Origin of the sequence: Williamsia sterculiae, assembly GCF_900156495.1 — a bacterium.
GTDB lineage: Bacteria > Actinomycetota > Actinomycetes > Mycobacteriales > Mycobacteriaceae > Williamsia_B > Williamsia_B sterculiae.
Window position 1 is genome coordinate 165,952 of record NZ_FTNT01000009.1, and the last position, 24,129, is coordinate 190,080.

General features: G+C 67.1%; 30 protein-coding genes and 1 pseudogene. 26 read left to right on the forward strand and 5 right to left on the reverse strand.

Annotation, left to right across the window (positions count from 1 at the left end; translation table 11 throughout):
• Positions 1-7: 7 nt before the first annotated feature.
• Both BW971_RS15105 and BW971_RS15110 read right to left on the reverse strand, forming a co-directional pair.
• The gene (locus BW971_RS15105; protein WP_076481052.1) at positions 8-457 is read right to left on the reverse strand and encodes a PPOX class F420-dependent oxidoreductase; all 450 of its coding nucleotides are present in this window, start codon (positions 455-457) and stop codon (positions 8-10) included.
• 9 nt (positions 458-466) lie between these two features.
• Positions 467-859 (reverse strand): phage holin family protein, encoded by a 393-nt coding sequence (locus BW971_RS15110; RefSeq protein ID WP_076481220.1) that lies wholly within the window; start codon positions 857-859, stop codon positions 467-469.
• 208 nt (positions 860-1,067) lie between these two features.
• On the opposite strand from BW971_RS15110, the gene infA reads away from it, so the two are divergent.
• From infA to truA, 8 genes are all read left to right on the forward strand, one after another.
• Positions 1,068-1,289 carry a translation initiation factor IF-1 gene (gene infA, locus BW971_RS15115; RefSeq protein WP_007616247.1) on the forward strand — a complete coding sequence of 74 codons (222 nt, stop codon included), beginning with the start codon at positions 1,068-1,070 and terminating at the stop codon, positions 1,287-1,289.
• An 88-nt stretch (positions 1,290-1,377) separates the two neighbouring features.
• The gene (gene rpmJ, locus BW971_RS15120; RefSeq protein ID WP_040515091.1) at positions 1,378-1,491 is read left to right on the forward strand and encodes a 50S ribosomal protein L36; all 114 of its coding nucleotides are present in this window, start codon (positions 1,378-1,380) and stop codon (positions 1,489-1,491) included.
• A gap of 178 nt (positions 1,492-1,669) precedes the next feature.
• The gene (gene rpsM / locus BW971_RS15125) at positions 1,670-2,038 is read left to right on the forward strand and encodes a 30S ribosomal protein S13 (RefSeq protein ID WP_076481054.1); all 369 of its coding nucleotides are present in this window, start codon (positions 1,670-1,672) and stop codon (positions 2,036-2,038) included.
• 3 nt (positions 2,039-2,041) lie between these two features.
• On the forward strand, positions 2,042-2,449 hold the full coding sequence (gene rpsK, locus BW971_RS15130; RefSeq protein WP_076481056.1) for a 30S ribosomal protein S11: 408 nt from the start codon (positions 2,042-2,044) through the stop codon (positions 2,447-2,449).
• Positions 2,450-2,472: 23 nt separating this feature from the next.
• Complete coding sequence (rpsD, locus tag BW971_RS15135) at positions 2,473-3,078, forward strand: 30S ribosomal protein S4 (RefSeq protein WP_076481059.1); 606 nt, start codon at positions 2,473-2,475, stop codon at positions 3,076-3,078.
• 99 nt (positions 3,079-3,177) lie between these two features.
• Positions 3,178-4,233, forward strand: coding sequence for a DNA-directed RNA polymerase subunit alpha (locus BW971_RS15140; RefSeq protein WP_076481062.1), 1,056 nt, complete (start codon positions 3,178-3,180; stop codon positions 4,231-4,233).
• 89 nt (positions 4,234-4,322) lie between these two features.
• Positions 4,323-5,096, forward strand: a complete 774-nt coding sequence (rplQ, locus tag BW971_RS15145; protein ID WP_076481064.1) for a 50S ribosomal protein L17, sunset domain variant — start codon at positions 4,323-4,325, stop codon at positions 5,094-5,096.
• On the forward strand, positions 5,093-5,989 hold the full coding sequence (gene truA, locus BW971_RS15150; RefSeq protein ID WP_076481066.1) for a tRNA pseudouridine(38-40) synthase TruA: 897 nt from the start codon (positions 5,093-5,095) through the stop codon (positions 5,987-5,989). The genes rplQ and truA overlap by 4 nt, the downstream gene beginning before the upstream one ends.
• A gap of 6 nt (positions 5,990-5,995) precedes the next feature.
• On the opposite strand, the gene BW971_RS15155 is transcribed toward truA, so the two are convergent.
• Together BW971_RS15155 and BW971_RS15160 are read right to left on the reverse strand one after the other, a co-directional pair.
• Positions 5,996-6,484 (reverse strand): TM2 domain-containing protein, encoded by a 489-nt coding sequence (locus BW971_RS15155; protein ID WP_076481069.1) that lies wholly within the window; start codon positions 6,482-6,484, stop codon positions 5,996-5,998.
• A 65-nt stretch (positions 6,485-6,549) separates the two neighbouring features.
• Positions 6,550-7,623: an alpha/beta fold hydrolase gene (locus BW971_RS15160; protein WP_076481071.1), complete on the reverse strand. Its 1,074-nt coding sequence runs from the start codon at positions 7,621-7,623 to the stop codon at positions 6,550-6,552.
• 338 nt (positions 7,624-7,961) lie between these two features.
• Here BW971_RS15160 and BW971_RS22095 point away from each other — a divergent pair.
• Positions 7,962-8,417, forward strand: a pseudogene (locus BW971_RS22095) (DedA family protein); the annotation flags it as partial.
• 155 nt (positions 8,418-8,572) lie between these two features.
• Here BW971_RS22095 and BW971_RS15170 read toward each other — a convergent pair.
• Complete coding sequence (locus tag BW971_RS15170; RefSeq protein ID WP_076481223.1) at positions 8,573-10,141, reverse strand: nucleotide-binding protein; 1,569 nt, start codon at positions 10,139-10,141, stop codon at positions 8,573-8,575.
• Between the two features lie 557 nt (positions 10,142-10,698).
• Between BW971_RS15170 and BW971_RS15175 the strand changes: the two genes are divergently transcribed.
• From BW971_RS15175 to ahcY, 17 genes are all read left to right on the forward strand, one after another.
• Positions 10,699-11,013 (forward strand): hypothetical protein, encoded by a 315-nt coding sequence (locus BW971_RS15175; RefSeq protein WP_076481073.1) that lies wholly within the window; start codon positions 10,699-10,701, stop codon positions 11,011-11,013.
• Positions 11,014-11,021: 8 nt separating this feature from the next.
• On the forward strand, positions 11,022-11,369 hold the full coding sequence (locus BW971_RS15180) for a YbaB/EbfC family nucleoid-associated protein (RefSeq protein ID WP_076481226.1): 348 nt from the start codon (positions 11,022-11,024) through the stop codon (positions 11,367-11,369).
• A 129-nt stretch (positions 11,370-11,498) separates the two neighbouring features.
• Positions 11,499-11,816, forward strand: a complete 318-nt coding sequence (locus tag BW971_RS15185) for a type VII secretion target (RefSeq protein WP_076481076.1) — start codon at positions 11,499-11,501, stop codon at positions 11,814-11,816.
• Positions 11,813-13,192 carry a hypothetical protein gene (locus tag BW971_RS15190; RefSeq protein ID WP_076481079.1) on the forward strand — a complete coding sequence of 460 codons (1,380 nt, stop codon included), beginning with the start codon at positions 11,813-11,815 and terminating at the stop codon, positions 13,190-13,192. The genes BW971_RS15185 and BW971_RS15190 overlap by 4 nt, the downstream gene beginning before the upstream one ends.
• A gap of 44 nt (positions 13,193-13,236) precedes the next feature.
• On the forward strand, positions 13,237-13,539 hold the full coding sequence (locus tag BW971_RS15195; RefSeq protein ID WP_076481081.1) for a PE family protein: 303 nt from the start codon (positions 13,237-13,239) through the stop codon (positions 13,537-13,539).
• Positions 13,540-13,591: 52 nt separating this feature from the next.
• Positions 13,592-14,641 carry a PPE domain-containing protein gene (locus BW971_RS15200; protein ID WP_076481084.1) on the forward strand — a complete coding sequence of 350 codons (1,050 nt, stop codon included), beginning with the start codon at positions 13,592-13,594 and terminating at the stop codon, positions 14,639-14,641.
• Positions 14,638-15,456: an ESX secretion-associated protein EspG gene (locus BW971_RS15205; RefSeq protein WP_234974419.1), complete on the forward strand. Its 819-nt coding sequence runs from the start codon at positions 14,638-14,640 to the stop codon at positions 15,454-15,456. Before BW971_RS15200 ends, BW971_RS15205 begins: the two co-directional genes overlap by 4 nt.
• A gap of 124 nt (positions 15,457-15,580) precedes the next feature.
• Positions 15,581-15,868, forward strand: a complete 288-nt coding sequence (locus BW971_RS15210; RefSeq protein ID WP_159441872.1) for a WXG100 family type VII secretion target — start codon at positions 15,581-15,583, stop codon at positions 15,866-15,868.
• A gap of 36 nt (positions 15,869-15,904) precedes the next feature.
• Complete coding sequence (locus BW971_RS15215) at positions 15,905-16,201, forward strand: WXG100 family type VII secretion target (RefSeq protein ID WP_076481089.1); 297 nt, start codon at positions 15,905-15,907, stop codon at positions 16,199-16,201.
• Positions 16,202-16,363: 162 nt separating this feature from the next.
• Entirely contained in the window at positions 16,364-17,332 is a 969-nt protein-coding gene (locus BW971_RS15220; RefSeq protein WP_076481092.1) for a cation diffusion facilitator family transporter, read from the forward strand.
• 119 nt (positions 17,333-17,451) lie between these two features.
• Entirely contained in the window at positions 17,452-18,930 is a 1,479-nt protein-coding gene (locus BW971_RS15225) for an APC family permease (RefSeq protein ID WP_076481095.1), read from the forward strand.
• A gap of 150 nt (positions 18,931-19,080) precedes the next feature.
• On the forward strand, positions 19,081-20,307 hold the full coding sequence (locus BW971_RS15230) for an alkane 1-monooxygenase (protein WP_076481098.1): 1,227 nt from the start codon (positions 19,081-19,083) through the stop codon (positions 20,305-20,307).
• Positions 20,307-20,483 carry a rubredoxin gene (locus BW971_RS15235; RefSeq protein WP_076481101.1) on the forward strand — a complete coding sequence of 59 codons (177 nt, stop codon included), beginning with the start codon at positions 20,307-20,309 and terminating at the stop codon, positions 20,481-20,483. Before BW971_RS15230 ends, BW971_RS15235 begins: the two co-directional genes overlap by 1 nt.
• A gap of 5 nt (positions 20,484-20,488) precedes the next feature.
• Positions 20,489-20,668, forward strand: coding sequence for a rubredoxin (locus tag BW971_RS15240; protein WP_076481232.1), 180 nt, complete (start codon positions 20,489-20,491; stop codon positions 20,666-20,668).
• Positions 20,665-21,858: an NAD(P)/FAD-dependent oxidoreductase gene (locus BW971_RS15245; protein WP_076481103.1), complete on the forward strand. Its 1,194-nt coding sequence runs from the start codon at positions 20,665-20,667 to the stop codon at positions 21,856-21,858. The genes BW971_RS15240 and BW971_RS15245 overlap by 4 nt, the downstream gene beginning before the upstream one ends.
• Positions 21,859-21,908: 50 nt before the next feature.
• Entirely contained in the window at positions 21,909-22,505 is a 597-nt protein-coding gene (locus BW971_RS15250; RefSeq protein WP_076481106.1) for a TetR/AcrR family transcriptional regulator, read from the forward strand.
• A 139-nt stretch (positions 22,506-22,644) separates the two neighbouring features.
• Complete coding sequence (gene ahcY, locus BW971_RS15255) at positions 22,645-24,117, forward strand: adenosylhomocysteinase (RefSeq protein WP_076481109.1); 1,473 nt, start codon at positions 22,645-22,647, stop codon at positions 24,115-24,117.
• Positions 24,118-24,129: the final 12 nt, after the last annotated feature.

The following is a 24,129-nucleotide window of genomic DNA, read 5'->3' on the forward strand; positions in this document are numbered from 1 at the left end:
GCGTCGGTCAGCGTGGCGCCTGGCCGTACACGTGGTCGAAGGAGATGTGCAGGACCTGGCGACGGTCGGTGATCATCGCGCGGGTGTAGTCATCCCAGTCGGGGTGCTCTCCGGCGACCGCGCGGTACAGGTCGACCAATTCCTCGATTCCCGAGTCACCGGGTTCCGACGCGACCGGACCGAGCTCAGCATCGCCGTCGGCCACCGCATACGACCAGAAGTCGGCACTGGTGACGTGCAGCGTGACCCGTGGATCGCGAGCCACGTTGCGGGTCTTCACCCGGTCCGCCGTGACCGAGATCCGCGCCGTTCGAGTCACCGGATCGAACGCGTGATTGACGTTGGACACCTGCGGCCTGCCGTCCCGGCGCTGGGTGATCAGTATCGACCGGTTGATCTCGGCGAACAACGCATAGAGGGCGTCGTCACGCCCGTCGGTCGGGTCGGCTGTGCTCATCTCGGTCTCCTACCTTCTGTTCTTGGCCCGGACGTCGCCCGTCAACGCGGACAGGATCGCACTCACCACCGAGACGATGATCGCCCCGACGAGCGCGGTCCAGAAGCTGTTCACCCGCAGACCCCACGATCCGTGGTCGGTGATCCACGCGGTGAGCATCAACATCAGTGCGTTGACCACCAGATGGAACAAGCCCAGCGTGATCAGGTAGAACGGTGCGGACAACAAGGCGACGATCGGCTTGACCACGGCGTTGACCAGCCCGAAGATCACTGCGACGGCCAGCACGACGCCGACCTTCTCCACGGTGTTCTCGGCGCCGACGATCTGCATACCCGACAGCACGACGGTCGCCACCCAGAGGGCGACTCCGGAGATGACCACTCGCCACAGGAAGCCCACATCCACGATTGTGCCAGCGCACCGATCGCGAGGTGTCGGTCGCGGCAGCGAGCACATTTGTCCTGGAACGGCCTCGAAGCGTAAGATCGAACGCTGGTGCCGCGCGCGCCCGCGTTCTCGTGTCCGGCTCCAGTCGGGACTTCCACGATGAACCGGAGTCGTCGCGTGCGCCACACGGTAACCGACAACTCCTGAGATTGTGGAGGACATGGCCAAGAAAGACGGCGCCATCGAGGTCGAGGGTCGCGTGGTCGAGCCCCTGCCCAATGCGATGTTTCGCATCGAGCTGGAGAACGGACACAAGGTCCTTGCCCACATCAGCGGCAAGATGCGGCAGCACTACATCCGCATCCTGCCCGAGGATCGCGTGGTGGTGGAGCTCTCGCCCTACGACCTCGCCCGCGGACGCATCGTTTACCGCTACAAGTAAGACTTCCCGGGCGACCTGCCTGGGAGATCCAACACCCTCGCACGCGGCGTGCTGCCGTGCGCGCGGGGCGACGAGCAGGAGATTTGACGTGAAGGTTCAGCCGAGCGTCAAGCCGATCTGCGAAAAGTGCAAGGTGATCCGCCGTAACGGGCGGGTCATGGTGATCTGCGACAACCTGCGTCACAAGCAGCGTCAGGGCTGATCAGCGCCTTTCCAGGTTGCTTGAGAACAACACAACTGAACACGGGATAGAAGAGAACCTCCCAGCACCAGCGGTGACAGACGCGTCGCCGCCCACCTCCGGATCAGAGGCCGGAGCCCGACAAGAGATTCGGGGCGGACCGGGAGCAGACCTCTGACAACGAGAAGGAAACCGCCACATGGCACGTGTTGCTGGTGTCGACCTCCCGCGCGAGAAGCGCCTGGAGATCGCACTGACCTACATCTACGGAGTCGGTCGCACCACATCGAAGGAGATCCTCGCGGGTACCGGTCTGAGCGCCGACCTGCGGGCCAAGGACCTGACCGATGCGGACGTCGCGAAACTGCGTGAGTACATCGAGAACTCGGTGAAGGTCGAGGGTGACCTGCGTCGCGAGGTGCAGGCCGATATCCGTCGCAAGATCGAGATCGGCTGCTACCAGGGTCTGCGCCACCGTCGTGGCCTGCCCGTCCACGGACAGCGCACCAAGACCAATGCCCGCACTCGCAAGGGCCCCAAGAAGACCATCGCCGGGAAGAAGAAGTAATCCATGCCTCCGAAGTCACGCAGCGCAGGCCCCAAGAAGGGCACTCGTCGCAGGGACAAGAAGAACGTCCCGCACGGCAGCGCGCACATCAAGTCCACGTTCAACAACACGATCGTCTCGATCACCGACCCCGCAGGCAACGTGATCAGCTGGGCGTCGTCGGGCCACGTCGGCTTCAAGGGGTCGCGTAAGAGCACCCCGTTCGCCGCGCAGCTCGCGGCCGAGAACGCCGCCCGCAAGGCGCAGGAACACGGCGTCAAGAAGGTCGACGTGTTCGTCAAGGGCCCGGGTTCCGGTCGTGAGACCGCCATCCGCTCCCTGCAGGCCGCCGGCCTCGAGGTCGGCACCATCTCCGATGTCACCCCGCAGCCGCACAACGGTTGCCGTCCGCCCAAGCGGCGTCGGGTCTAGCGGGAAAGGAAGGAACCGAACTCATGGCTCGTTACACCGGCCCCGCAACCAAGAAATCGCGTCGCCTTCGCGTCGACCTCATCGGAGGCGACCAGGCATTCGAGCGTCGCCCCTACCCGCCCGGCCAGCACGGTCGCGCGCGGATCAAGGAGAGCGAATACCTGCTGCAGCTGCAGGAGAAGCAGAAGGCCCGCTACACCTACGGCGTGCTGGAGAAGCAGTTCCGCCGCTACTACGCAGAGGCCAACCGCCGCACCGGCAAGACCGGTGACGAGCTGCTGCGCCTGCTGGAGACCCGCCTGGACAACGTCGTGTATCGCGCCGGACTGGCCCGCACCCGTCGTCAGGCTCGCCAGCTGGTCAGTCACGGCCACTTCACCGTCAACGGCGTGAACGTGAACATCCCCAGCTACCAGGTCAGCCAGTACGACATCATCGATGTCCGGCCGAAGTCGCTGCAGACCGTGCCGTTCCAGATCGCCAAGGAACTGCAGGGCGACCGACCGGTCCCCGGTTGGCTGCAGGTCGTGCCGTCGACCCTGCGCATCCTCGTGCACTCGGTGCCCGACCGCGCGCAGATCGACGTCCCGCTGCAGGAACAGCTCATCGTCGAGTTCTACTCGAAGTAATCACCAGGGGCCTCGCCCCCTCGATACCGAACCGCAGCAGCGGCTCGGTCCGCTTCTAGGTCGTCATATAGCGGTCGACCACAAGGAGAAGAAACAAGAATGCTCATCTCACAGCGACCCACTCTGTCCGAAGAGGTCATCGCCGACGACCGGTCCCGGTTCGTCATCGAGCCGCTCGAGCCCGGCTTCGGGTACACCCTGGGCAACTCGCTGCGTCGTACCCTGCTGTCGTCCATCCCCGGCGCGGCCGTGACCAGCATCCGCATCGACGGCGTGCTGCACGAGTTCACCACCGTCCCCGGGGTCAAGGAAGACGTCACCGAGATCATCCTGAACCTCAAGGGTCTGGTCGTGAGCTCGGAAGAGGACGAGCCGGTCACCATGTACGTGCGCAAGCAGGGACCCGGCGCGGTCACCGGTGCCGACATCGTGCCGCCTGCGGGTGTCACCGTGCACAACCCGGATCTGCACATCGCCACCCTGAACGACAAGGGCAAGCTCGAGGTCGAGCTGGTCGTCGAGCGCGGTCGCGGCTACGTCCCCGCCGTGCAGAACAAGGCGTCCGGTGCCGAGATCGGCCGTATCCCGGTCGACTCGATCTACTCTCCGGTGCTCAAGGTGACCTACAAGGTCGAGGCCACCCGTGTGGAGCAGCGCACCGACTTCGACCGCCTGGTGCTCGACGTGGAGACCAAGAACTCCATCACCGCCCGGGATGCGCTGGCTTCGGCGGGCAAGACCCTGGTGGAGCTGTTCGGACTGGCCCGTGAGCTCAACGTCGCGGCCGAGGGCATCGAGATCGGACCGTCGCCCGCCGAGGCCGATCACATCGCCTCGTTCAGCCTGCCGATCGAGGACCTGGAGCTGACCGTCCGGTCGTACAACTGCCTCAAGCGCGAAGGTGTGCACACCGTGGGTGAGCTGGTCGCCCGCACCGAGTCGGACCTGCTCGACATCCGCAACTTCGGGCAGAAGTCGATCGACGAGGTCAAGGTCAAGCTGCACGCGCTGGGGTTGTCGCTCAAGGACTCCCCGGCCAGCTTCGACCCGTCGCAGGTTGCCGGGTACGACCCGGCCACCGGCACCTGGAGCGAAGAAGTCGCCTTCACCGACAGCGATGCCGGTGAGGACTACGCAGAAACCGAGCAGCTCTGACGCGCTGACGGCCGAGACCGAACAGCTGTAGAGAACCCCTCAACACCCCCTCCCGGCCGAGAGGCCGCGAGCCCACCTAGGAGTTACCAATGCCCAAGCCCACCAAGGGTGCCCGCCTCGGCGGTTCGGCGTCGCATCAGAAGGCGATGTTGGCCAACCTCGCCACCTCGTTGTTCGAGCACGGCCGGATCACCACCACCGAGGCCAAGGCGAAGCGACTGCGTCCGTACGCGGAGAAGCTGATCACCCACGCCAAGGCCGGCACGCTGGCTCATCGCCGTGAGGTGCTCAAGGACATCCGGGACAAGGACATCGTGCACACGCTGTTCGCCGAGATCGGACCGTTCTTCGCCGATCGTCCGGGCGGTTACACCCGCATCATCAAGACGCTGCCGCGCAAGGGCGACAACGCCCCGATGGCCGTGATCGAGCTGGTCCGGGAGAACACCGCGTCGTCGGAGGCCAACCGCGCCACCCGTGCCGCGGCGTCACGCAAGGCCGCTGCTGCCGCGCCTGCCGAGGAGAACGTGGTGGAGGCCGTCGAGGCCGACGCCACCGATGCCGAGGTCGCCAACGCCGACGCCGTCGCCGAGGGCCTCACCGACGAGACGACCGCAGAGAGCGCCGCGGAGATCTCCGACGACGACGCCGCCGATCTGCCCGCCGGTGCGCACGCGCCGCTGGCCGACGACGCGCAGCCCGAGGGCTTCCCGATCAAGGGCAACGAGAGCTCCAAGCTCTACCACCGCCCGGGAACCCGGTTCTACGACTCGACCGTTGCCGAGATCTGGTTCGCGACCGACGCGGACGCCGAGGCCGCGGGCTACTCGCTGCCGAAGAGTCAGCAGGAGTCCGAGGACTGAGCGCAGTCAACGAACCCGAACCCGCCGTCACCGCATCCGGTGACGGCGGGTTCGTTCGTCTGCGGCTCGACGTCGGGTACGACGGCACCGATTTCCGTGGCTGGGCGAGTCAACCCGGTCACCGGACGGTCTGCGGGACCATCGAGTCGACGCTGTCCACCGTGCTGCGCTGTCCGATTCGGCTCACCGTGGCCGGCCGCACCGACAGCGGTGTCCACGCCACCGGTCAGGTGGCGCACTGCGACGTTCCACGCGCGTCGTTGCGGACCCGGTCCATCGACGGTGATCCGTCACGGCTGGTGCGGCGGTTGGCCAAGATGCTGCCCGACGACGTCCGGGTGAAGGCGCTGACCGAGGTGTCGGATGACTTCGACGCCCGGTTCTCGGCGCTCCGCAGGCACTACGGATATCGGCTCACCGACCGTCCCTGGGGTGCCGAGCCGGTGCACGCGCGGACCACCGGGGTGTGGACCCGACCGCTGGACGAGACGGTGATGAACGCGGCGTCGCGCCGGTTGGTGGGGCTCAACGACTTTGCCGCGTTCTGCCGGTACCGCGAGGGTTCGACCACGATTCGCGACCTGCAACGCTTCGAATGGAATCGTGGCGCCGATGGTGTGTTGACCGGCGTGGTGGTCGCCGACGCGTTCTGCTGGTCGATGGTCCGTTCGTTGGTGGGCGCGGTGGCCACCGTCGGAGACGGCCGTCGCGACATCGACTGGTGTGGTGCATTGTTGACCGAACGATCGCGGTCGGCACAGGTGCCGGTGTCGGAGGCCCGCGGACTCACCCTGGTCGGGGTCGACTACCCGCCGCCCGATCAGTGGGCGGCGAGGACCCAGCGCACCCGCGACATCCGCGACGCCGGGGACGTGACCGGTGGGTGCTGCTGACGGGACTCAGTCGCGCAGGACGCGCCCTTGACCGTCACGAACATTGCCGGTGAACATCATGATCGCGTCGACCAGCACCCAGATGGACAGGCCGAACAATATGAACAGGCCGATGAAGAATATCGTGCTGATCAGCCCGACGATGAAGAGCAGCAGCTGAGCGACCCCGATCGCCGTCGACCCGATGTAGAAGCGCCCGATCCCGAACATGCCGAGGAAGAACTGCAGCAGTCCGGCGGCGACCTTCGACTTGTCCGACAACGGCTCGCCGGTGCGCGGATCCCGACCGAAGGGTGCCGACGGGTCGACCCCGTACGGGTACGCAGGGGGTTGGCCCTGACCGTATCCGGGAACGGGCTGCCCGTAGGGCGACGGCTGTTGTGGCGGGACCGGTTGTTGGTACGAATACGGTTGCGGCACCGACGGATACGGCTGCTGCCCACCGTGCTCGGCGAACGGGTCGTCGTCGGGCCGGTAAGGGTTGGGGTACGTCATGTGTGCAGCATGGCACACGGATCGGACGACCACCGGCCGATGGTGTCGACCGAACGGACGACGGATCAGGTCGCGCTGCGCTCGTCGTCGAAGGCATCGAACACGGCCTCGCGGGTGTGGGCGTCACCGGTGATGGCGACCCCGCCCTGTCCCTCGGTGAGCAACTGTCGCCAGTTGTCCGGGTCGAAGACGATCGGCGGGTTGGCGTCCGCGAAGGCGATGATGTCACCGGCGAATCGCTGCGGGTCGTTGTGGAAGGGGAAGTGTCCCGCGCCGCGGAACGTCTCCAACCGAGAATGCGGGATGGCGCTGTGGGCCAGCGTCGCGTGCCCGTAGGGGATGACGGTGTCCTCGTCCCCCCAGATCAACAACACCGGCAGACGCTCGGTGAGGTAACAGCGGTCCAGCATCGTCACCACCTGTCCGCGCCAGTCGACCACCGCCCGGAGGGTGCGGGTGAACGCCGACCAGGCGACCGGATCGGCGAGATCACCCATCACCCGCATGAGGTCGTCGGCATCATTGAGCAGTTGCCGCGGTGACAGCGACCGCGGCAGTCCTGGAATGTGCGGGGCGGCCGACAATCGGGTGGCGGCGAACCGCAGCGTGGGTAGCACCCCGGGCACGCGCATCAGGACGAGGAACTCGTGGACGATCGGCATCGACGCCAGTCGCAGGGCCGGGTTCACGTCGCGAGTGACACCGCCGGCCGCCACCAGGATGAGGCGCTCGACCATCCGGGGGAACTGATAGCAGAACTGCATGGCGACACCACCGCCGAGCGAGTGTCCGACGACTGTCACCCTGTCGTGCCCGAGCACGGTGAGCAGATCGCGCATTCCGTTGGCGAAGGCGGCCACCGAATAGTCGGCCCGCGGTTTGTCGGACAACCCGTGTCCGAGCAGGTCCGGCGCGATGACGGTGAACCGCTGGGCCAGCAGCGGGATCACCTCGTCGAAGGTGGAGGAGTTGTCGCCGATGCCGTGGACCAGGAGAAGCGCCGGACCGGATCCGGCGATCCGGAATGCACGCTTGTACCCGTGAATGATCCGGTACTCGACACGGGTCTCGGTGGCGTTGACCGGACGCAGCTTTGCCTGACCGGTGCGGCCCGGTGGTGTGCTGGTGGGTGTGGTCATCGGGTACACCTCCTCGGTTTGGTGTCTCGTAGTGCGGGCTGCAGTTCAGTGAACCCTACGGGTCGGCGGATCGGCGTCGATGTTGCAGGCAATTAACGTGTGACCCCGCCACGATGGCGACACCTCTGGTGATCCAGGTCTCTCGTGGGGTGGGCGCCGGTCGCCGGAGCGGTGGTCATCACGTCCTGGCGCCAGGTTCTTCCGCGTCCGGGACACGCGAGGTGAACACCGCGTGTGAACGGGGTCGAACGCCCTGGTGAACACAGCAGACCTGCAGGTCCCGTGAGGTCGGCGCGGAAAGATGCGTGCGTACCCTCGATGCGGTGAACCCGTTCGATGTGGACTCTTTTCTCGCCACCGGCGGATTGATCGGTCTGTGCGCACTGATCTTCGTCGAGACCGGGCTGCTCATCGGTTTCATCTTTCCCGGGGACACGGTCCTGTTCACCGCGGGAGTGTTGACCGCACAGTCGAATCCGTTCGCGCCCTGGTGGTTGCTGTGCATCGTGGTCCCGGCGTCGGCGGTGCTGGGGGATCAGTTCGGATATCTCATCGGTCGACGACTCGGACGGGCGGCCGTCTCTGGTCGGGTGGAACGGATGATCGGCTCGGGGCCCATCGCCAGGACCCATGCGTTCTTCGACCGGTTCGGTGCGTTGACCGTGTTCCTCGGTCGTTTCATCGGTGTCGTTCGGACCCTGGTGCCGGTGTTCGCGGGGTTCAGCGGGATGAGCTACCGGATGTTCACACTGATGAGCGTGCTGGGCAGCGTGGTCTGGGCGGGAGGTCTGATCATCCTGGGAAATCTGCTGGGCAACGTCGCGATCGTCCGCGACAACATCGACGTCTTCCTCATCGCCTCGGTGCTGACCGTGGTGGTCCCGATCACCGTTCACCTCGGCAAGCGGTGGTGGCGACGGCGCGGTGGAGCCGACACCGCCACGGAGGATCAGGGCTGGAACGGCTCCTCGCGACGTGACGACGTGGTGAAGTCGTCGGCCACCACGGCCGCGAGTTCGACGAACGCCCGACGGGCGTCACGTGACAGCAGCTCCAGATCCACCTCGGCCCCCTCGGACAGGTGATCGTCGAACGGGATCGACTGCACGGCACGACATCTGGTGAGGAAGTGCTGGGCCAGCTGGTTGGTGTCGATGGTCGACGAACCCGGTCGCGACGAACTGAGCACGACGACCGCGCGGGACACCAGGTGGGCGTAGCCGTGGGCCTGCAGCCAGTCCAGGGTCGCCCCCGCGCTGCGCGCCCCGTCGATCGCCGGTGAACTGACCAGGATCAGCGCGTCGGCGAAGTCGAGGACACCGTTCATCGCCGAATGGCTCAGTCCCGTACCGCAGTCGGTGATGATGATGTTGTAGAAGCGCTGGAGTACCGCCATCACGCCGCGGTAGTCGTCCGCACTGAACGCCTCGGCGACTGCGGGATCACGCTCCGACGCGAGTACTTCCAGCCGACTGGGTGCCTGCGAGGTGTGGGCGCGCACGTCGGAGTAGCGGTAGATGGAGGTGTCGGCGAGCAGATCACGGACCGTGGATCGGGTCTGTTGCGGGATCCGCTGAGCCAGCGTGCCGAGGTCGGGGTTGGCGTCGACGGCGATGACCCGATCACCACGCAGGGCGGCGAAAGTCGAGCCCAGGCCGACGGTGGTGGTGGTCTTGCCGACCCCACCCTTCAGCGACAGCACCGCGATCCGATAATCACCGCGGACCGGACGGTTCACCCGCTCCAGCAGCTGCTGATAGTAGAGGTCGTCCGGGGAGTCGCCGGGGTTGATCGTCCCGGCGGACATCCGGTGTACCGCACGTCGCCACCCACTGGCCGGTGCCCGACGAGCCTTGCGTAGCAGGGCGACCTCGTCGAGCGATGGCGGCGGACCGGACTGGTCGTGACCGAACCCACCGGGTTGGCCCCACGGGTCGCCGGCCGGGCGTTGCGACCCGGTGACGTGCTGGCCGGATTGCGGTTGACCTGCTCGAGGTTGACCGGGCTGGGGTGCGCCCGGACCTGGGTGCCCCGATTGCGGCGCGAACGTCGGCTGCCCGTACGGCGGGCGTCCGGGCTGGGGTGCACCCTGGTGCGGCGGACCCTGCGGTTGACCCTGCTGCGGTCGGCCCTGCTGTGGTGTGCCCTGGAATGGGCCGTTCTGCTGGGTCTCGCCGGTCGGGGGCTGCGGAGGCCGGTGCTGCGGGGGCTGGCCCGGGGGAGGGCCACCGAACGGTGGGCGTGTCTCCGGGCCGGCCGCGGTGGCGGACTGTTCCCACGGTCGCTGCATCGGGGGAGGAGGGTCGGTTCGCTGCTCGTGACCTGCCGACGCACCTGTCGGTCGATCCTGTTCGCGAGGTGTCAGGGGTGTGAACGGTGGTTCCGTCGGCTGGGCCCCTGGCCGCCAGGGCTGACCCGGCCCCGCGGGCCCGCCGTGTCGACCCCACCCGGTCGGCGCCTCGCCGTGGTCGGGACGCTGCGTCGGTTCGGAGGTCGACGCGGCAGTCGGGGTAAACATGTCCGCGCGGGGTTCACCACCGTCGGGACCGCGCCGCGACTCGTCGTCCGCCGAGGCCCCACCGACCTGGTGCTCATGGTGCTGCTCGGTCCGCGGCTCGGCGTTGCCCGACGTGTCGTCGCCACCGTCGGACGCGCTGTTCTGCAGCCACGGCGGAGTCGCGGGCAGGCCGTTGTTGTCGTAGCTCACAGGCGGATCCCTTGTTGGAAATAGCTGGTCAGGAGTCGGTCGGTGATGGGCGCGGCGTGGTGTCCCGCTCGTCCGTACTCGCGATCGTCTGGCAGGAGCCTATACGTGCGGTGACCACGGACTCGACCGTGCAGCGGATTTACCCAGGAGTGCGTCGGCGGATCGAATGACACCGCGAGCACCGTGCCCAGCCGATCATGCCAACCGCATCTGCGACAGTGTGTTCGGAAATACGCCTTATCGGACAAGTACCCCACCTTTCATTCGAATAGCCGACACAACCGACGATTACAGGTGGCCGCATAACCTTTGCTATGGCAATATCACGCCGAGAAAGCCGCACATCTATTTCTTTCCTAGGAGCATTGGTGGCCAGTGCATCGTCGCGCAACGGCGACCTGTCCGTGGTGACGACCGACGAGGGTCTGCCCACGACGGTGTCGATCTCGGACGCCGCCGCGGGTCGCGATGCCGCGGTGCTGTCCCGTGAGATCCTCGGGCTGTGTCGACGGTCCGCGGTGTCGGCTGGGGTGGGACGTCGCGTACAACTGCAAGAAGCAGGGGTCGAGAGCGGTCTCATCGACGCCATGGGTCTGCCGACCGCCGATGACCTCGCCAAACTCGAGATGGCGGACGATCTCGACACCGGGGACACCGCGACCTGGATGCGATCGGTCCGATGAGCTGGGCCATGGACGAACTCGAGGCACGCGCGCACGCGCAGCTGAACTCGATGCGCGGTCTGCAGGAACAGCTCGGATCGATCCGGGTGCGAGAGACCAGCCCGGATGATCTCGTCACGGTCGAGGTCGATGCATCGGGTGCGCTCTGTGACCTGGGGTTGGCGCCCGGCGTCGGCGAGCTCGGTGGTCGACGCCTGGGAGAACTCATCGTCGCGACCGCGCACGCCGCGGCTCGCATCGCCTTTGCGCGGCGTGCCGCGCTGCTCGAGGACTTCAACCGGTCGTTCGGTGAGATGGTCGGCGTCGCGGCGGATGGCGGACCCCACGCGGAAACCGCGTCGTCGGGCACCGCATAGTGATCGTCGTGTGGGAGTCGTCACTCGACGAATGTGGAACCGCGCGGCGCGACGATGCGTCGAACGCAGTGAGAGGGGGTGTCGGCGTGCCGACGCCCGAACCGAGAACAGCCCGACAGGGGGTACACGATGAGTGAAGTGACTGCGGTCCCGGCCGCGTTGGAGACTTTTGGTTCCGCGGCCGCCGCCATGTCGGCGACCGTGGCCAGCGCCGGTTCGATCAACGCGGCGGCCAACACCGCGGTGATGGCCCCGGTGTTCGGTCTCATCGGTCAGGAATTCCTCGCCGCGTTCGTGCAAGCCCAGGCCTCCCACCTGTTCTCGGTGGGTCAGCTCGCCGCGGTGCACGCGGGAACGGCGGCGTCGATGTTCACCACAGCGCAGGAGTTCCAGTCGTCGGACACGGCCTCGGGAACGGTGATCAAGGCGGCCGGGGAAGGACAGTGACCCCGGGGCCTCCCCCCGGTCCCGGCGGCCTCCCGGCCGACCCCAGCATCGCGCAGTTCCTCGACGCGAGTCCGCTCGGTCCCATTCTCAACACCCCGGTCAGCGATGTCCTCGACGGACTTGGTCTCTCACTGCCGCAGATACCCGCGGGTCTGCCACCGCTTCCCGGTCTGCCGCCGCTACCGCCCCTCGACATCGGTGCCCTGATCAAACCCATCACCGACCTGCTGGGCGGGTTCGGGACCGGAAACCTCGGGGGCGCCGACTTCGACCCCAGCATGATCTTCCAGGGTCTCTCGCAGGTCCTCGACATGACGATGGGCCTGGGTTCCGGCGCGCTCAAGGCGCTCGATCAGGTGTGGACGGGGCAGGCGGCGGTGGCGAACACGGCCAAGAGCGTCGCCGCGAGCGGCGACACCGCCGCGTTGTCGACGCAGGGGACCGGCATGTCCATCGACATCCAGGCCGCCGCGGGGATCGTCGGCGTGGGCCTGGGTCTGGTGCAGGGCATCGTCGCCAAGACGGTCGCGTTGATCTCGGGGGCGATGCCGTTCATCCTCACACCGCCCGGACAGGCGGTTGCCCTGGGTGCCGCGGCCGACGGGCTCGCCGAGGCGACCGCTGTGGTCGCCTCCACCCGTGCCCAGTTGCTCGCCCCGACCACCACCATGGCCGCCCACGGCACCCCGATCCCGGTCACCGGTGCGCCGGTGCCGACGCCGGGCACCTCGCCGTTCGGGATCGCGGGTTCGGTGCTCGATTCGGTCGGCCAGCCCATGGTCAGTGCGATCGGTCAGACCGCATCGATGCTGGGTGGTGCGGGTGGTGACTTGTTGCGGACGCACCAGAGCAACCTGCTGAAGTCCGCGGGCGAACCGGAGGCGAGTGCGGTCGACGCGGCCGCGCTGAACCCCGATCTCGACCCTGCGGGCGGTGGATCGGGACCCGGTGGCGGCGCCGGCGGGCTCGGGGCGCTCGGTGGTGCCGTCGGAGGCATCGGTGGGGCTGCCGGGTTGGGGGGATCCACCCCACTCACCGGGCGGCCCACGCCGAGCCAGTTGACCTCACTGGGCGAATCGGGGCCGTCGACACCGACCACCCGGTCGTCGTCGACCGCCACCACCACAACGATGCCCGCGTCGATGGCCCCGATGGCCGGCGCGGCGGGTGCCGCCCGCGGCGCGGGCGCATCCGACGAGGAGCACGAGACGCCGGACTACCTCGTGACCGAACACAACGGCAACGAGGTGGTCGGCGACCTGCCCGACGTCGCCCCCGCCGTGCTCGGCGATCCCGAGAGTGCCGACAACGCCGGCGCCGCAGCATCACCGGACGTCGAGCTGCGCCTCGGACCCGTGTTCGAACGCACCATCTGAACCCAGCACGCACGCCGCCCACCACCGTCGAGGGAGAGCAAGGCATGACCCAGCACGTACACGTCGATCGGACCCACCTCGTCGTCGCCGCCCATGAGATGGACGCACTCGCCGATCATCTCGAGACAGCCTTGGGGAACCACGCCCCGACGCTGAGCGTCCAACCAGCAGGTGCCGACGAGGTGTCGGCGCGGGCGGCGGAAACGTTCTCCGAGGTCGCCGAGAAATACGGCGTCGAGGGCAGCCACGGTGTGCTCGAACTCCGCAAGATCGCGGCCACCCTGCGGGCGCAGGCGGCGGACTTCGCGGCCGCCGACGAGACGGTTGCCGAGGCGTTCCGCGCCTGACCGCGGACTGCTCGCGCTCCACTGACACGACCAGAACCGGAGAGGAGGAACGATGACCGGATTCACCGGGGTGGCCTGGGACGGCCGCACCACCGAGCGGCTCGCCCATGACCTGGTTCACGGTGCCGGGCCGGCCCCGCTCGCCGAAGCCGGTCTCGCCTGGGCGCAGGTCGCTGCCCTCCTCGCCGACGCCGGAGTGCAGTACCAGCGCATCGTGACCGAGCTCGGCAGGCATTGGCAGTCCACCGGACACGACACCGTGCAACAGAAGTTGCGAAGCCTCTCTCCTTGGTTCGAGCACATGGCCGGCGAGGCGGCCCAGAATGCGGTGCGGGCCGAAGGTCAGGCCGCCGCCGACACGGTCGCCCGACTGACGATGCCCAACGTCGTCGAGATCGAGGCGAACAAGGCGATCCACGAGAATGCGACCAGGATCGGGGCCGCGCTCGGGGCGCCGATCAACGGTGTCGCCGCCCGGGCCGAGAACGCTCTACACGATCAGAAGGTGCGCGCCGCCCGCGTCATGCAGACCTACGAATCGGCCACCGCACCGGTCGCCGAGTCCTGGCCCGCGCCGATGCCGCCGCAGGTGGTGTCGGGTAAGGCGTTGGCTGCCGAGCAGGCTGCTCGACGCGCTGCCGACGGACCCCGCGCGGCGGGGCCCCCGACGGGGACGCAGACATCGGCCACACGGACTCCGGCGGGTGCGGGAGTCGGGATGATCGGCATGCCGATGGTTCCGGTGATGGCGCCCACGCCGCTGACCGGACCCCGTGCCGCCGCAACGATGCTGGCCTCGGGGACGACGACGGTCGCCGAACCGCGTCCCGCACCCATCGGTGAGGTGCGGTCTCCGGTCGCGGCGCCGCCGACGCCGATCGCGGCCGTGAACGGTCTCAACGGTGACCGGGAGCTGCCCACGCGTCGGGCGGAGATCTCGGCGTCGGGAGACGACGTCACCGAGGCGACGGACGGACTGGTCGGCACCGGGGACGACGCCGCGGTCGGGGAGCGGTACCGAACCGAACGACTCGATCTGTTCGGCACTCCCGCACAGGCATCACCCGCGGTGATCGGCGCGGCGGAAGGGGGCCCATCGTGAATCTGACCGTATTCGCAGACGATGTGTCCTCCGAGACCGTCCTCACCGCGGCGCAATGGACGCGATTGGGCGAGCACGCCGACGTGCAGACCTGGCCGGTCGTGCTCGACCTCGAGCCCCGGTTCGACACCCACGCCGAACGGGCCGCAGCGGCGCGTGATCACGACGCCGCGCTGACCGCGGCGGGTTTGTTCGACCACGGTGAGGTCGATGCCGACCTGCGGAGCGCACTGACGGTGGTCGCCGACCCCGAGCGGATGCTCGCCGTCCGCCGGTTCGCCGGTGACGGCACCGTACGTGCGTGTCTCGCCCGGCGAGGGGACGCGCACGTCTGGCTGGTCAGGACCGGCGACACGATCCGACTGCGCCGACCCGGCGTCGCCGACGACACCGACATCGTCGCGCTCATCACCACACTTCTCGGTGCCCATGACACCCCCGACTTCGTCGGGATCAGTGCTCCGGCCGAGGAACTCGCCGGCCGGCTGAACTCGTGCGAGACCACCGCGAACTACGCGGATGCGTTGTACGCGGTCGGTGCGGGCCAACAGGACGCCGTGGTCGTCGCGTCCGCCCTGCAGGCGTGCGACGCGCACACCGAGATCGTCGCCGAGCAACGTGTCGACGGGGTCGTCTCGTCGTCGCTCGGTGCGCTCGCGATCTTCGAGTCCCCCCGGGGCCGAATCGTCGCGGGTCCCAGTATGTCTCCGGACGGACGGGTGTGGACAACACTCTCGAGAGGGACGAGTCATCGGATCGGGCAGGCTCTGCACCTGCTGATCGAGACCCTGCCCGACTCGCGGTGGATGCCATGACCGCCGGGTCGGGGAAGGAGTTCGGCAGGACCGATGTCGGACTCCGCGCACGAAGTTCGAACATCCGCGGTCATCACGCCGGTGGTGCCGCCTCAGTATGGAGGGAACTACCTTGGCAACTCACATGAATCTCGACACCGCGGGCGGACACGCCGGCGTACAGCAGGTCCAGGGCCAGATCGAGGAGATGCAGTCGCTGCTCAAGGCCGTCAACTCGCAGGTCGCGGCCGCGGCGAGCTGGAAGGGCTCGGCGAGCAGCACTTTCCATGGTGTGGCCGAGGACTGGCAGGCGCATGCAGGCAACTTGCAGCGCGCGCTGGACACCATGCGCGAGAACCTGAACGGCTCCTTCCAGGGCTACGAGCAGGCCGAAGAACAGGCCGCCTCCGGCTTCAACGGCCTCAAGCTCTGACTCACCTCTTCCACCCAACGGACCTTAGGACCACACATGTCTGATCTCATCAGCTACCACTTCGGCGACCTCCAGGATCTGCAGGCCGGCCTCGTCGCCAACGTCAACCGTCTGCACACCCTGTCGGCGGACCTCGGCCAGACCGTCTCCCACCTGAACGACGCATGGAAGTCGGACTCGGCGGGTACCGCGTTCAACTCCGCCTACCAGCAGTGGAACAAGGAACTCGACGCCGCGACCGAACATCTGCACGGCATCGGCAAGGGCGTCGGCAACGCCTCGGATTCGATGCAGCACGCCGACAAGGCGGCGGCGGCCCGATTCGGCAACTGATGTCGCCGCACCCCCGTCCGTCGGTGCTCGTCGGGAGATGAGACCGGACGGACGGGGCGGGTGGCACACGGTCGGCCGTCGTCGAGCGGCGCGCCGGTATGACCACCCCCGGTAGGGTCTCAGCGCGGCACTCGCAACGGGATCCATTCGGAAGGCGGCGTCATGTCCAGTGAGGGATCGACCAAGGCGATCATGGCGGCGCTGGCCGCCAACTGTGGCATCGCGATCGCCAAGTTCGTCGGCTTCGCGATCACCGGGTCGTCGTCGATGCTCGCCGAGGGCGTGCACTCGGTCGCCGACACATCCAACCAGGGTCTGCTGTTGCTCGGGCAGAAGCGCGCCGCGAAGTCGGCCAGCCGGTTGCACCCGTTCGGATACGGCCGTAACCGGTACTTCTACTCCTTCGTCGTCGCTCTGGTGATCTTCTCCCTGGGGTCGCTGTTCGCGATCTTCGAGGGGGTGGAGAAGATCATCGAGCCCCACGAGCTCGAGTCACCATTGGTGGCGGTCGTGATCCTGGTGATCGCCATGGCGTTGGAGGGGTACAGCTTCACCACCGCGTTCCGAGAGTCGGCACCGCTCAAGGGGTCGAACAGTTGGTGGCGCTTCATCCACACCACCCGCAGCCCCGAACTGCCCGTCGTGCTGCTCGAGGATGCCGGGGCCCTGTGCGGTCTCGTCTTCGCGCTCGCCGGCGTCGGGTTGTCCGAGCTCACCGGCGACCCGATCTGGGATGGCATCGGAACCCTCGCCATCGGCGTGCTGCTCGGGGGTATCGCGATCATCCTGATCACGGAGATGCAGAGTCTGCTCATCGGTGAGGGCGTCACCCCCTCCGACGAGCGTCGCCTGATCGACACGGTGGAGTCGGTACCCGGGATCGAACGGCTCATCCACATGAAGACGCAGTACCTCGGTCCCGACGAATTGCTGCTGGCGGCGAAGATCGCCATCCCGCGCGGTACCGAGGCGTCGCAGATCGCCCGGACCATCGACACCGCGGAGGAGCGCATACGCGGCGACTTCCCCGCTGCGCGCATTATCTACCTGGAACCCGACATCGACCGCGGCACGGGTAAGGAGGTGGCCGCACACGAGGCCGCGTCCCGGGACGTCGAGCCGGGAGAGTGATCGGGCGTCGCGGCGACCCCGGATAACGGTCACGACCGCCCGAGCGGTCCGATAGTTTCAATCGTGTGAACTCTTCGCGATCGAACCCACTGCTGCGGACAAAATCCGTCGAACAGTCCATGCGTGACACCGACGAACCCGGTTCGCAGCTGAAGAAATCGTTGTCGTGGTGGGATCTCACGGTTTTCGGGGTCTCGGTCGTCATCGGTGCGGGCATCTTCACGATCACCGCCTCCACCGCAGGTGATCTAGCCGGGCCGGCCATCTCGGTCTCGTTCGTGATGGCGGCCATCGCCTGTGCTCTCGCCGCCCTCTGCTACGCCGAGTTCGCCTCCACCGTTCCGGTGGCGGGTTCCGCCTACACCTTCGGCTATGCGACCTTCGGCGAGTTCCTGGCCTGGGTCCTGGGCTGGGACCTCATCCTGGAGTTCGCGGTCGGTGCCGCGACCGTCGCGAAGGGCTGGTCGAGCTACCTGGGCACGGTCTTCGGCTTCTCCGGCGGGGAAGTCGAGATCGGTGGCCTGACCGTCGACTGGGGTGCGCTGATCATCGTCGGCGGCATCACCGCGCTACTGGTGGTCGGCACCAAGATCTCGTCCCGGGTGAGTGCCGTCATCACCGCCATCAAGGTCGCCGTGGTGTTACTGGTCATCGTGGTCGGGTTCTTCTACGTGAAGTCGTCGAACTTCTCCCCGTTCATCCCCCCGGCCAAGGCGTCCGAGAGCGGAGGTAAGTCGGTGGAGTCGACGCTGTTCGCGTTGATCACCGGCGGCGGTGACTCCAGCTACGGTTGGTACGGGCTGCTCGCGGCAGCGTCCATCGTGTTCTTCGCCTTCATCGGCTTCGACGTGGTGGCGACCACCGCGGAGGAAACCAAGAACCCCCGCCGCGATGTCCCCCGCGGCATCCTCGGGTCGCTCGCCATCGTCACCGTGCTCTACGTGCTGGTCACCATCGTGGTCACCGGGATGGTCAACTACAAGGATCTCAGCACCGACGCCGGCGACGGCTCGGCCAAGAACCTGGCCTACGCCTTCGGCCAGAACGGCATCACCTGGGCCGAGAAGGTCATCGCCATCGGCGCGCTCGCTGGTCTCACCACCGTGGTGATGGTCCTGATGCTGGGTCAGTCGCGTGTGCTGTTCGCGATGTCGCGCGACGGCCTGCTGCCCCGTGGACTGGCGAAGACCAGCCGGTTCGGCACCCCGGCGCGGATCCAGATCATCATCGGCGTGCTGGTCGCGGTGGTCGCGGCCTTCTTCCCGATCAACAAACTCGAGGAGATGGTCAACGTCGGCACGCTGTTCGCCTTCGTGGTGGTCTCCGCCGGGGTCATCGTGCTGCGCCGTCGACGCCCGGACCTCCAGCGCGGATTCACGGTGCCCCTGATGCCGGTCATCCCGGTGCTGGCCATCGCGGCCTGCGTCTGGCTGATGCTGAACCTCTCGGCCCTGACCTGGATCCGTTTCGTGGTCTGGATGATCGTCGGCATCGTCATCTACTTCCTGTACAGCATGCGCCACTCGATGGTCGGTCGTCGTGCGCGCGGTGAGGTCCCCGACACCGTCGAGCATCCGTCGGCGGATACGTCGACCTGACCTGGGTGCGACAGCCCGCCGCGCCCGGACACGGGTGACCGGCTCGACGGGTACTTTACAAATTCTTCGGAATGTCTAGCCAAACGACAGATCATCCTCTAATGTCAAACGTATGCGATGTCGTACATCACATCGACGAGGAGGAATGGAATGAGCGGCGAAGCTCTCACCGCCCGGTCGGCACAGTCGGCCGAGGAGTGGCATGACAAGAAACGACACCTGTGGTTGCTCGGGTTGATCCCGCCGACGGCGGTGTTCCTGGCGTCCGGATTGGTGGCGCTGTTCAACGCGATCGGCTGGGACGTCGCGGCACCGGTGTGGTGGTGGATCGGGCCACTGCTGCTCTACGTGTTGCTGCCCATCCTCGACGTCTTCTTCGGCCCGGACGGTGACAACCCGCCCGAAGAGCTGATGGAGCAGCTCGAGAACGACAAGTACTACCGCTGGTGCACCTACGTGTACATCCCGTTCCAGTTCGCCAGTCTCGTCTACGCCTGCTACCTGTGGACCGCATCCGATCTCGGCTGGCTCGGGATCGACGGCGGACTGGGCATGACATCGAAGATCGGTCTCGCCCTGTCGATCGGTGTGATGGGCGGGATCGGCATCAACACCGCCCACGAACTCGGACACAAGAAGGACTCGCTCGAGCGGTGGCTGTCGAAGATCACCCTGGCGCAGACCTTCTACGGCCACTTCTACATCGAGCACAACCGTGGTCACCACGTGCGCGTCGCCACCCCGCAGGACCCGGCCAGTTCACGCTTCGGCGAGACCTTCTGGGGTTTCCTGCCGCGCAGTGTCTCCGGCAGCCTGACGTCGTCGTGGCAGCTGGAGAAGGCCCGCATGAAGCGCCTGGAGCGACCGGTCTGGCACCGCAGCAACGACGTACTGAACGCCTGGGCGATGTCGATCGTGCTGTGGGCGGCACTCACCGCGGTCTTCGGCTGGCAGATCCTGCCGTTCATGGTGCTACAGGCCGTATTCGGGTTCTCCCTGCTGGAGACGGTGAACTACCTCGAGCACTACGGACTGCTGCGACAGCTGACCGAGCGAGGCCGACCGGAGCGCTGCACGCCGCAACACAGCTGGAACTCCGATCACATCTGCACCAACATCTTCCTGTACCACCTGCAGCGGCACAGCGATCACCATGCCAACCCGACCCGTCGGTACCAGACCCTGCGCAGCTTCGACGGGGCACCGAACCTACCCAGCGGATACGCCAGCATGATCGTCGTCGCCTACGTCCCGCCACTGTGGCGCAAGATCATGGACCACCGGGTGCTCGAGCACTATGACGGCGACATCACCAAGGCAAACCTGCAGCCGGGCAAGCGCGAGGCGATCCTCGCCGACCACGGGGTGCGGGCGTGATGGCCGAGACCACGACGACCAGTTACCGCTGCCCGGTCTGCGACTACGTCTACGACGAGGCCACAGGCGCTCCGCGCGAGGGATTTCCGGCCGGGACATCCTGGAACGACATCCCCGACGACTGGTGCTGCCCCGACTGCGGGGTCCGCGAGAAAATCGACTTCGAGAAGGAATGATCACGATGAATTTCAAACTCTACCGTTGCCTGCAGTGCGGTTTCGAATACGACGAGGAGCTCGGCTGGCCCGAGGACGGCATCGAGCCGGGTACCCGGTGGGATGACATCCCCGACGACTGGAGCTGCCCCGACTGCGGGGCCGCCAAGTCTGATTTCGAGATGATCGAGGTCGCGCGGTCGTGAGCGCAACCACGTCCTCCGATGCCGGCGCCGTGATCATCGGTGCCGGCATCGCCGGTATGACGGCAGCGGAGACCCTGCGCGCCAACGGCTTCGAGGATCCCATCACGGTCATCGCCGGTGAGCCCGGCCCCCCGTTCCGCCGTACCGCGCTGTCGAAGGATCTGCTCACCGCCGATCTCTCCGACGGAAAAGTCACGCTGCGCAAACCGGAACACTGGCAGGACAAGGGCATCGATATCCGCACCGGTGTGGAGGTGACGGCCATCGACACCGACCGCAGGGTGGTCGTCGCGGATGATGAGATCCCCTACGCCGTACTGATCCTGGCCACCGGAGCACAACCTCGCCGACCGGCGAGCTTCGCGGACGACGTGGCGGTACTACGCACCCGTGAGCACGCCGAGGGCCTGCGCGACGCTCTGGTCGATCGCGACACCCGGCTGGTGGTGGTGGGTGGTGGATTGATCGGTCTCGAGTTGGCCGCGTCCGCGGCCACCGCGGGGATGGTGGTCACCGTCCTGGAGGCCGCTGATCGACTCGCCGCCAGGGTGGGTCCGCCGCAGGTCTCCGAATGCCTGGCGCGACTGCACACCGACCACGGCGTCGACATCCGCACCGGCGTGACGATCGCGCAGGCCACCGCCGACTCGGTACACTTCGCCGACGGCAGCGCCGTCGACGGTCTGGTGGTCGCCGCGATCGGGGTCGCCCCGGTCACCGATCTCGCCGAGCGGGCGGGGATCGCGACCACGCCGGTCGGCATCGTGACCGATTCCGCGTTGCGGACATCCGTCACCGGGGTCTACGCGGCGGGGGACTGCGCGGCGGTCCCCGATCCGGCGACCGGCCGGCCGGCCCGGTCCGAACACTGGCTCGCGGCGGGCGACCAGGGCGCGCAGGCCGCCCGCACGGTGATCTCCGACCTGGCCAACGGTGCGGAGCCCACCGAGGCCTTGGCGCTGGTCCCGTTGGCCTGGAGCATGCAGTACGGCGTGAACCTCCAGTTCGCGGGATGGCCAGGACGTTCGGGCGATGTGGAGGTCGAGGGGTCGCTCGGCGACATGGATGCGGAGGTGCTGATCCGCGACGAGGGCGTGCTGATCGGCGCGGTGTGCGTGGCCCGGCCACGGGCGGGCCGGACACGTCGCGAGGAGATCCGCGCGGGGTTGCCCACGGTGGTGCCCGCGTGACGGTGACGCGCGCGGAGGTCGTGGCCCCGCGTGGTCGGTACCCTGGCCGCGTGGCAGCGAAGTCGACCTACGCACAGGCCAGCAAGACGTTGCTGCGCAACTCGTTGCTGGACGCGCTGCGCGATTTGCTGCAGCAGCGCGACTGGTCGTCGGTGACGATGGCCGACGTCGCCACCATCACCGGGGTGAGCAGGCAGACCGTCTACAACGAGTTCGGTTCGCGGATGGGGCTGGCGACGGCCTACGCGATGCGGTTGGTCGGCGAGTTCTGCGACGTCGTCGCGGCCGCGGTCCGGGACAATGTGGACGATCTCGACGCCGCGCTGCGACAGGGTTTCGCCGACTTCTTCCGCTGGGCCGCCGCCGACCCGATGATCCGGTCGTTGCTCGACGGTGAGGCCAAACCCGATCTGCTGCGGCTGATCACCACTGATGCGGCACCGCTCATCGACTCGGCCACCGACCAGCTCACCGGCTTGCTGACGAGCTCCTGGGTGCAACTGAGCACGACCGACGCGGTACGTATCGGCGGGGCCATCGCGCGTATGGCGCTCAGCTACGTCGCGATGCCACCGCAGAACGACCGTGACGTGGCCGCCGACGTGGCCGCCGTCATCGCCCCGGCTGTCCTCGCCGCGCGTCGCTGAGCCCCGCGCCTGTGGAACCGCCCACGGTGTTCGATAGCCTGGTTGCGTCGCCGACCGGGCGAGGTTCGCCATCGACGTCGGTGGCGGCACCCCTCCGGTCGGGCGAGCAACCCCCGAACCCGAACGACCAGGAGTAGCGATGACTTCGGTGCAGACCACAGCACTGCGTCCCGACAACCGCGGTGGCCTTGATTTCAAGGTGGCCGACCTAGGGCTTGCCGATTTCGGTCGCAAGGAGATCGAGTTGGCCGAGCACGAGATGCCAGGTCTGATGGCTCTGCGTCGTGAGAACGCGGATGTGTTGCCGCTCAAGGGTGCTCGCATCTCCGGTTCGTTGCACATGACCACGCAGACCGCGGTTCTCATCGAGACGCTGGTCGCGCTGGGTGCCGAGGTGCGTTGGGCGTCCTGCAACATCTTCTCCACCCAGGACCAGGCTGCGGCCGCGGTCGTCGTCGGCCCGCACGGCACCGTCGACGAGCCCAAGGGTGTGCCGGTGTTCGCCTGGAAGGGCGAGACGTTGGAGGAGTACTGGTGGGCCGCGAATCAGATGCTGACCTGGCCGAATGAGCCGGCGAACATGATCCTCGACGACGGTGGCGACGCGACGATGCTGGTGCTGCGCGGCGCGCAGTTCGAGAAGGCCGGCGTGGTGCCCCCCGAGGAGGACAACGACCCCGCCGAATACAAGGTGTTCCTCAACCTGCTGCGTGAGACGTACGCGACCGACAAGACCAAATGGACCACCATCGCCGACTCGGTCCAGGGCGTCACCGAGGAGACCACCACCGGGGTGCTGCGTCTGTACCAGTTCGCCGCGGCGGGTGAGCTGACCTTCCCGGCCATCAACGTCAACGACTCGGTCACCAAGAGCAAGTTCGACAACAAGTACGGCACCCGCCACTCGCTGATCGACGGCATCAACCGCGGCACCGACGTTCTCATCGGCGGCAAGAAGGTGCTGATCTGCGGTTACGGCGACGTGGGCAAGGGCTGTGCGGAGTCCCTGGCCGGGCAGGGTGCTCGCGTCCAGGTCACCGAGATCGACCCGATCAACGCTCTGCAGGCGCTGATGGACGGGTTCGACGTGGTCACGGTGGAGGATGCGATCGGCAACGCCGACATCGTCATCACGTCGACCGGCAACAAGGACATCATCTCCCTCGAGCACATGAAGGCGATGAAGAACAAGGCCATCCTGGGCAACATCGGCCACTTCGACAACGAGATCGATATCGCCGGACTGGAGAATTCCGGGGCCACGCGGATCAACATCAAGCCGCAGGTGGACCAGTGGGTGTTCGACGACGGCGACTCGATCATCGTGCTGTCCGAGGGGCGTCTGCTCAACCTGGGCAACGCCACCGGTCACCCGTCGTTCGTGATGAGCAACAGCTTCTCCAACCAGGTCATCGCCCAGATCGAGCTGTGGACCAAGAATGACGAGTACGACAACGAGGTCTACCGGCTGCCCAAGCACCTCGACGAGAAGGTCGCGAAGATTCACGTCGAAGCCCTCGGCGGACGCCTGACCAAGCTCACCAAGGAGCAGGCCGAGTACATCAACGTCGACGTGGAGGGCCCGTACAAGCCCGAGCACTACCGCTACTGAACCGGAACGACC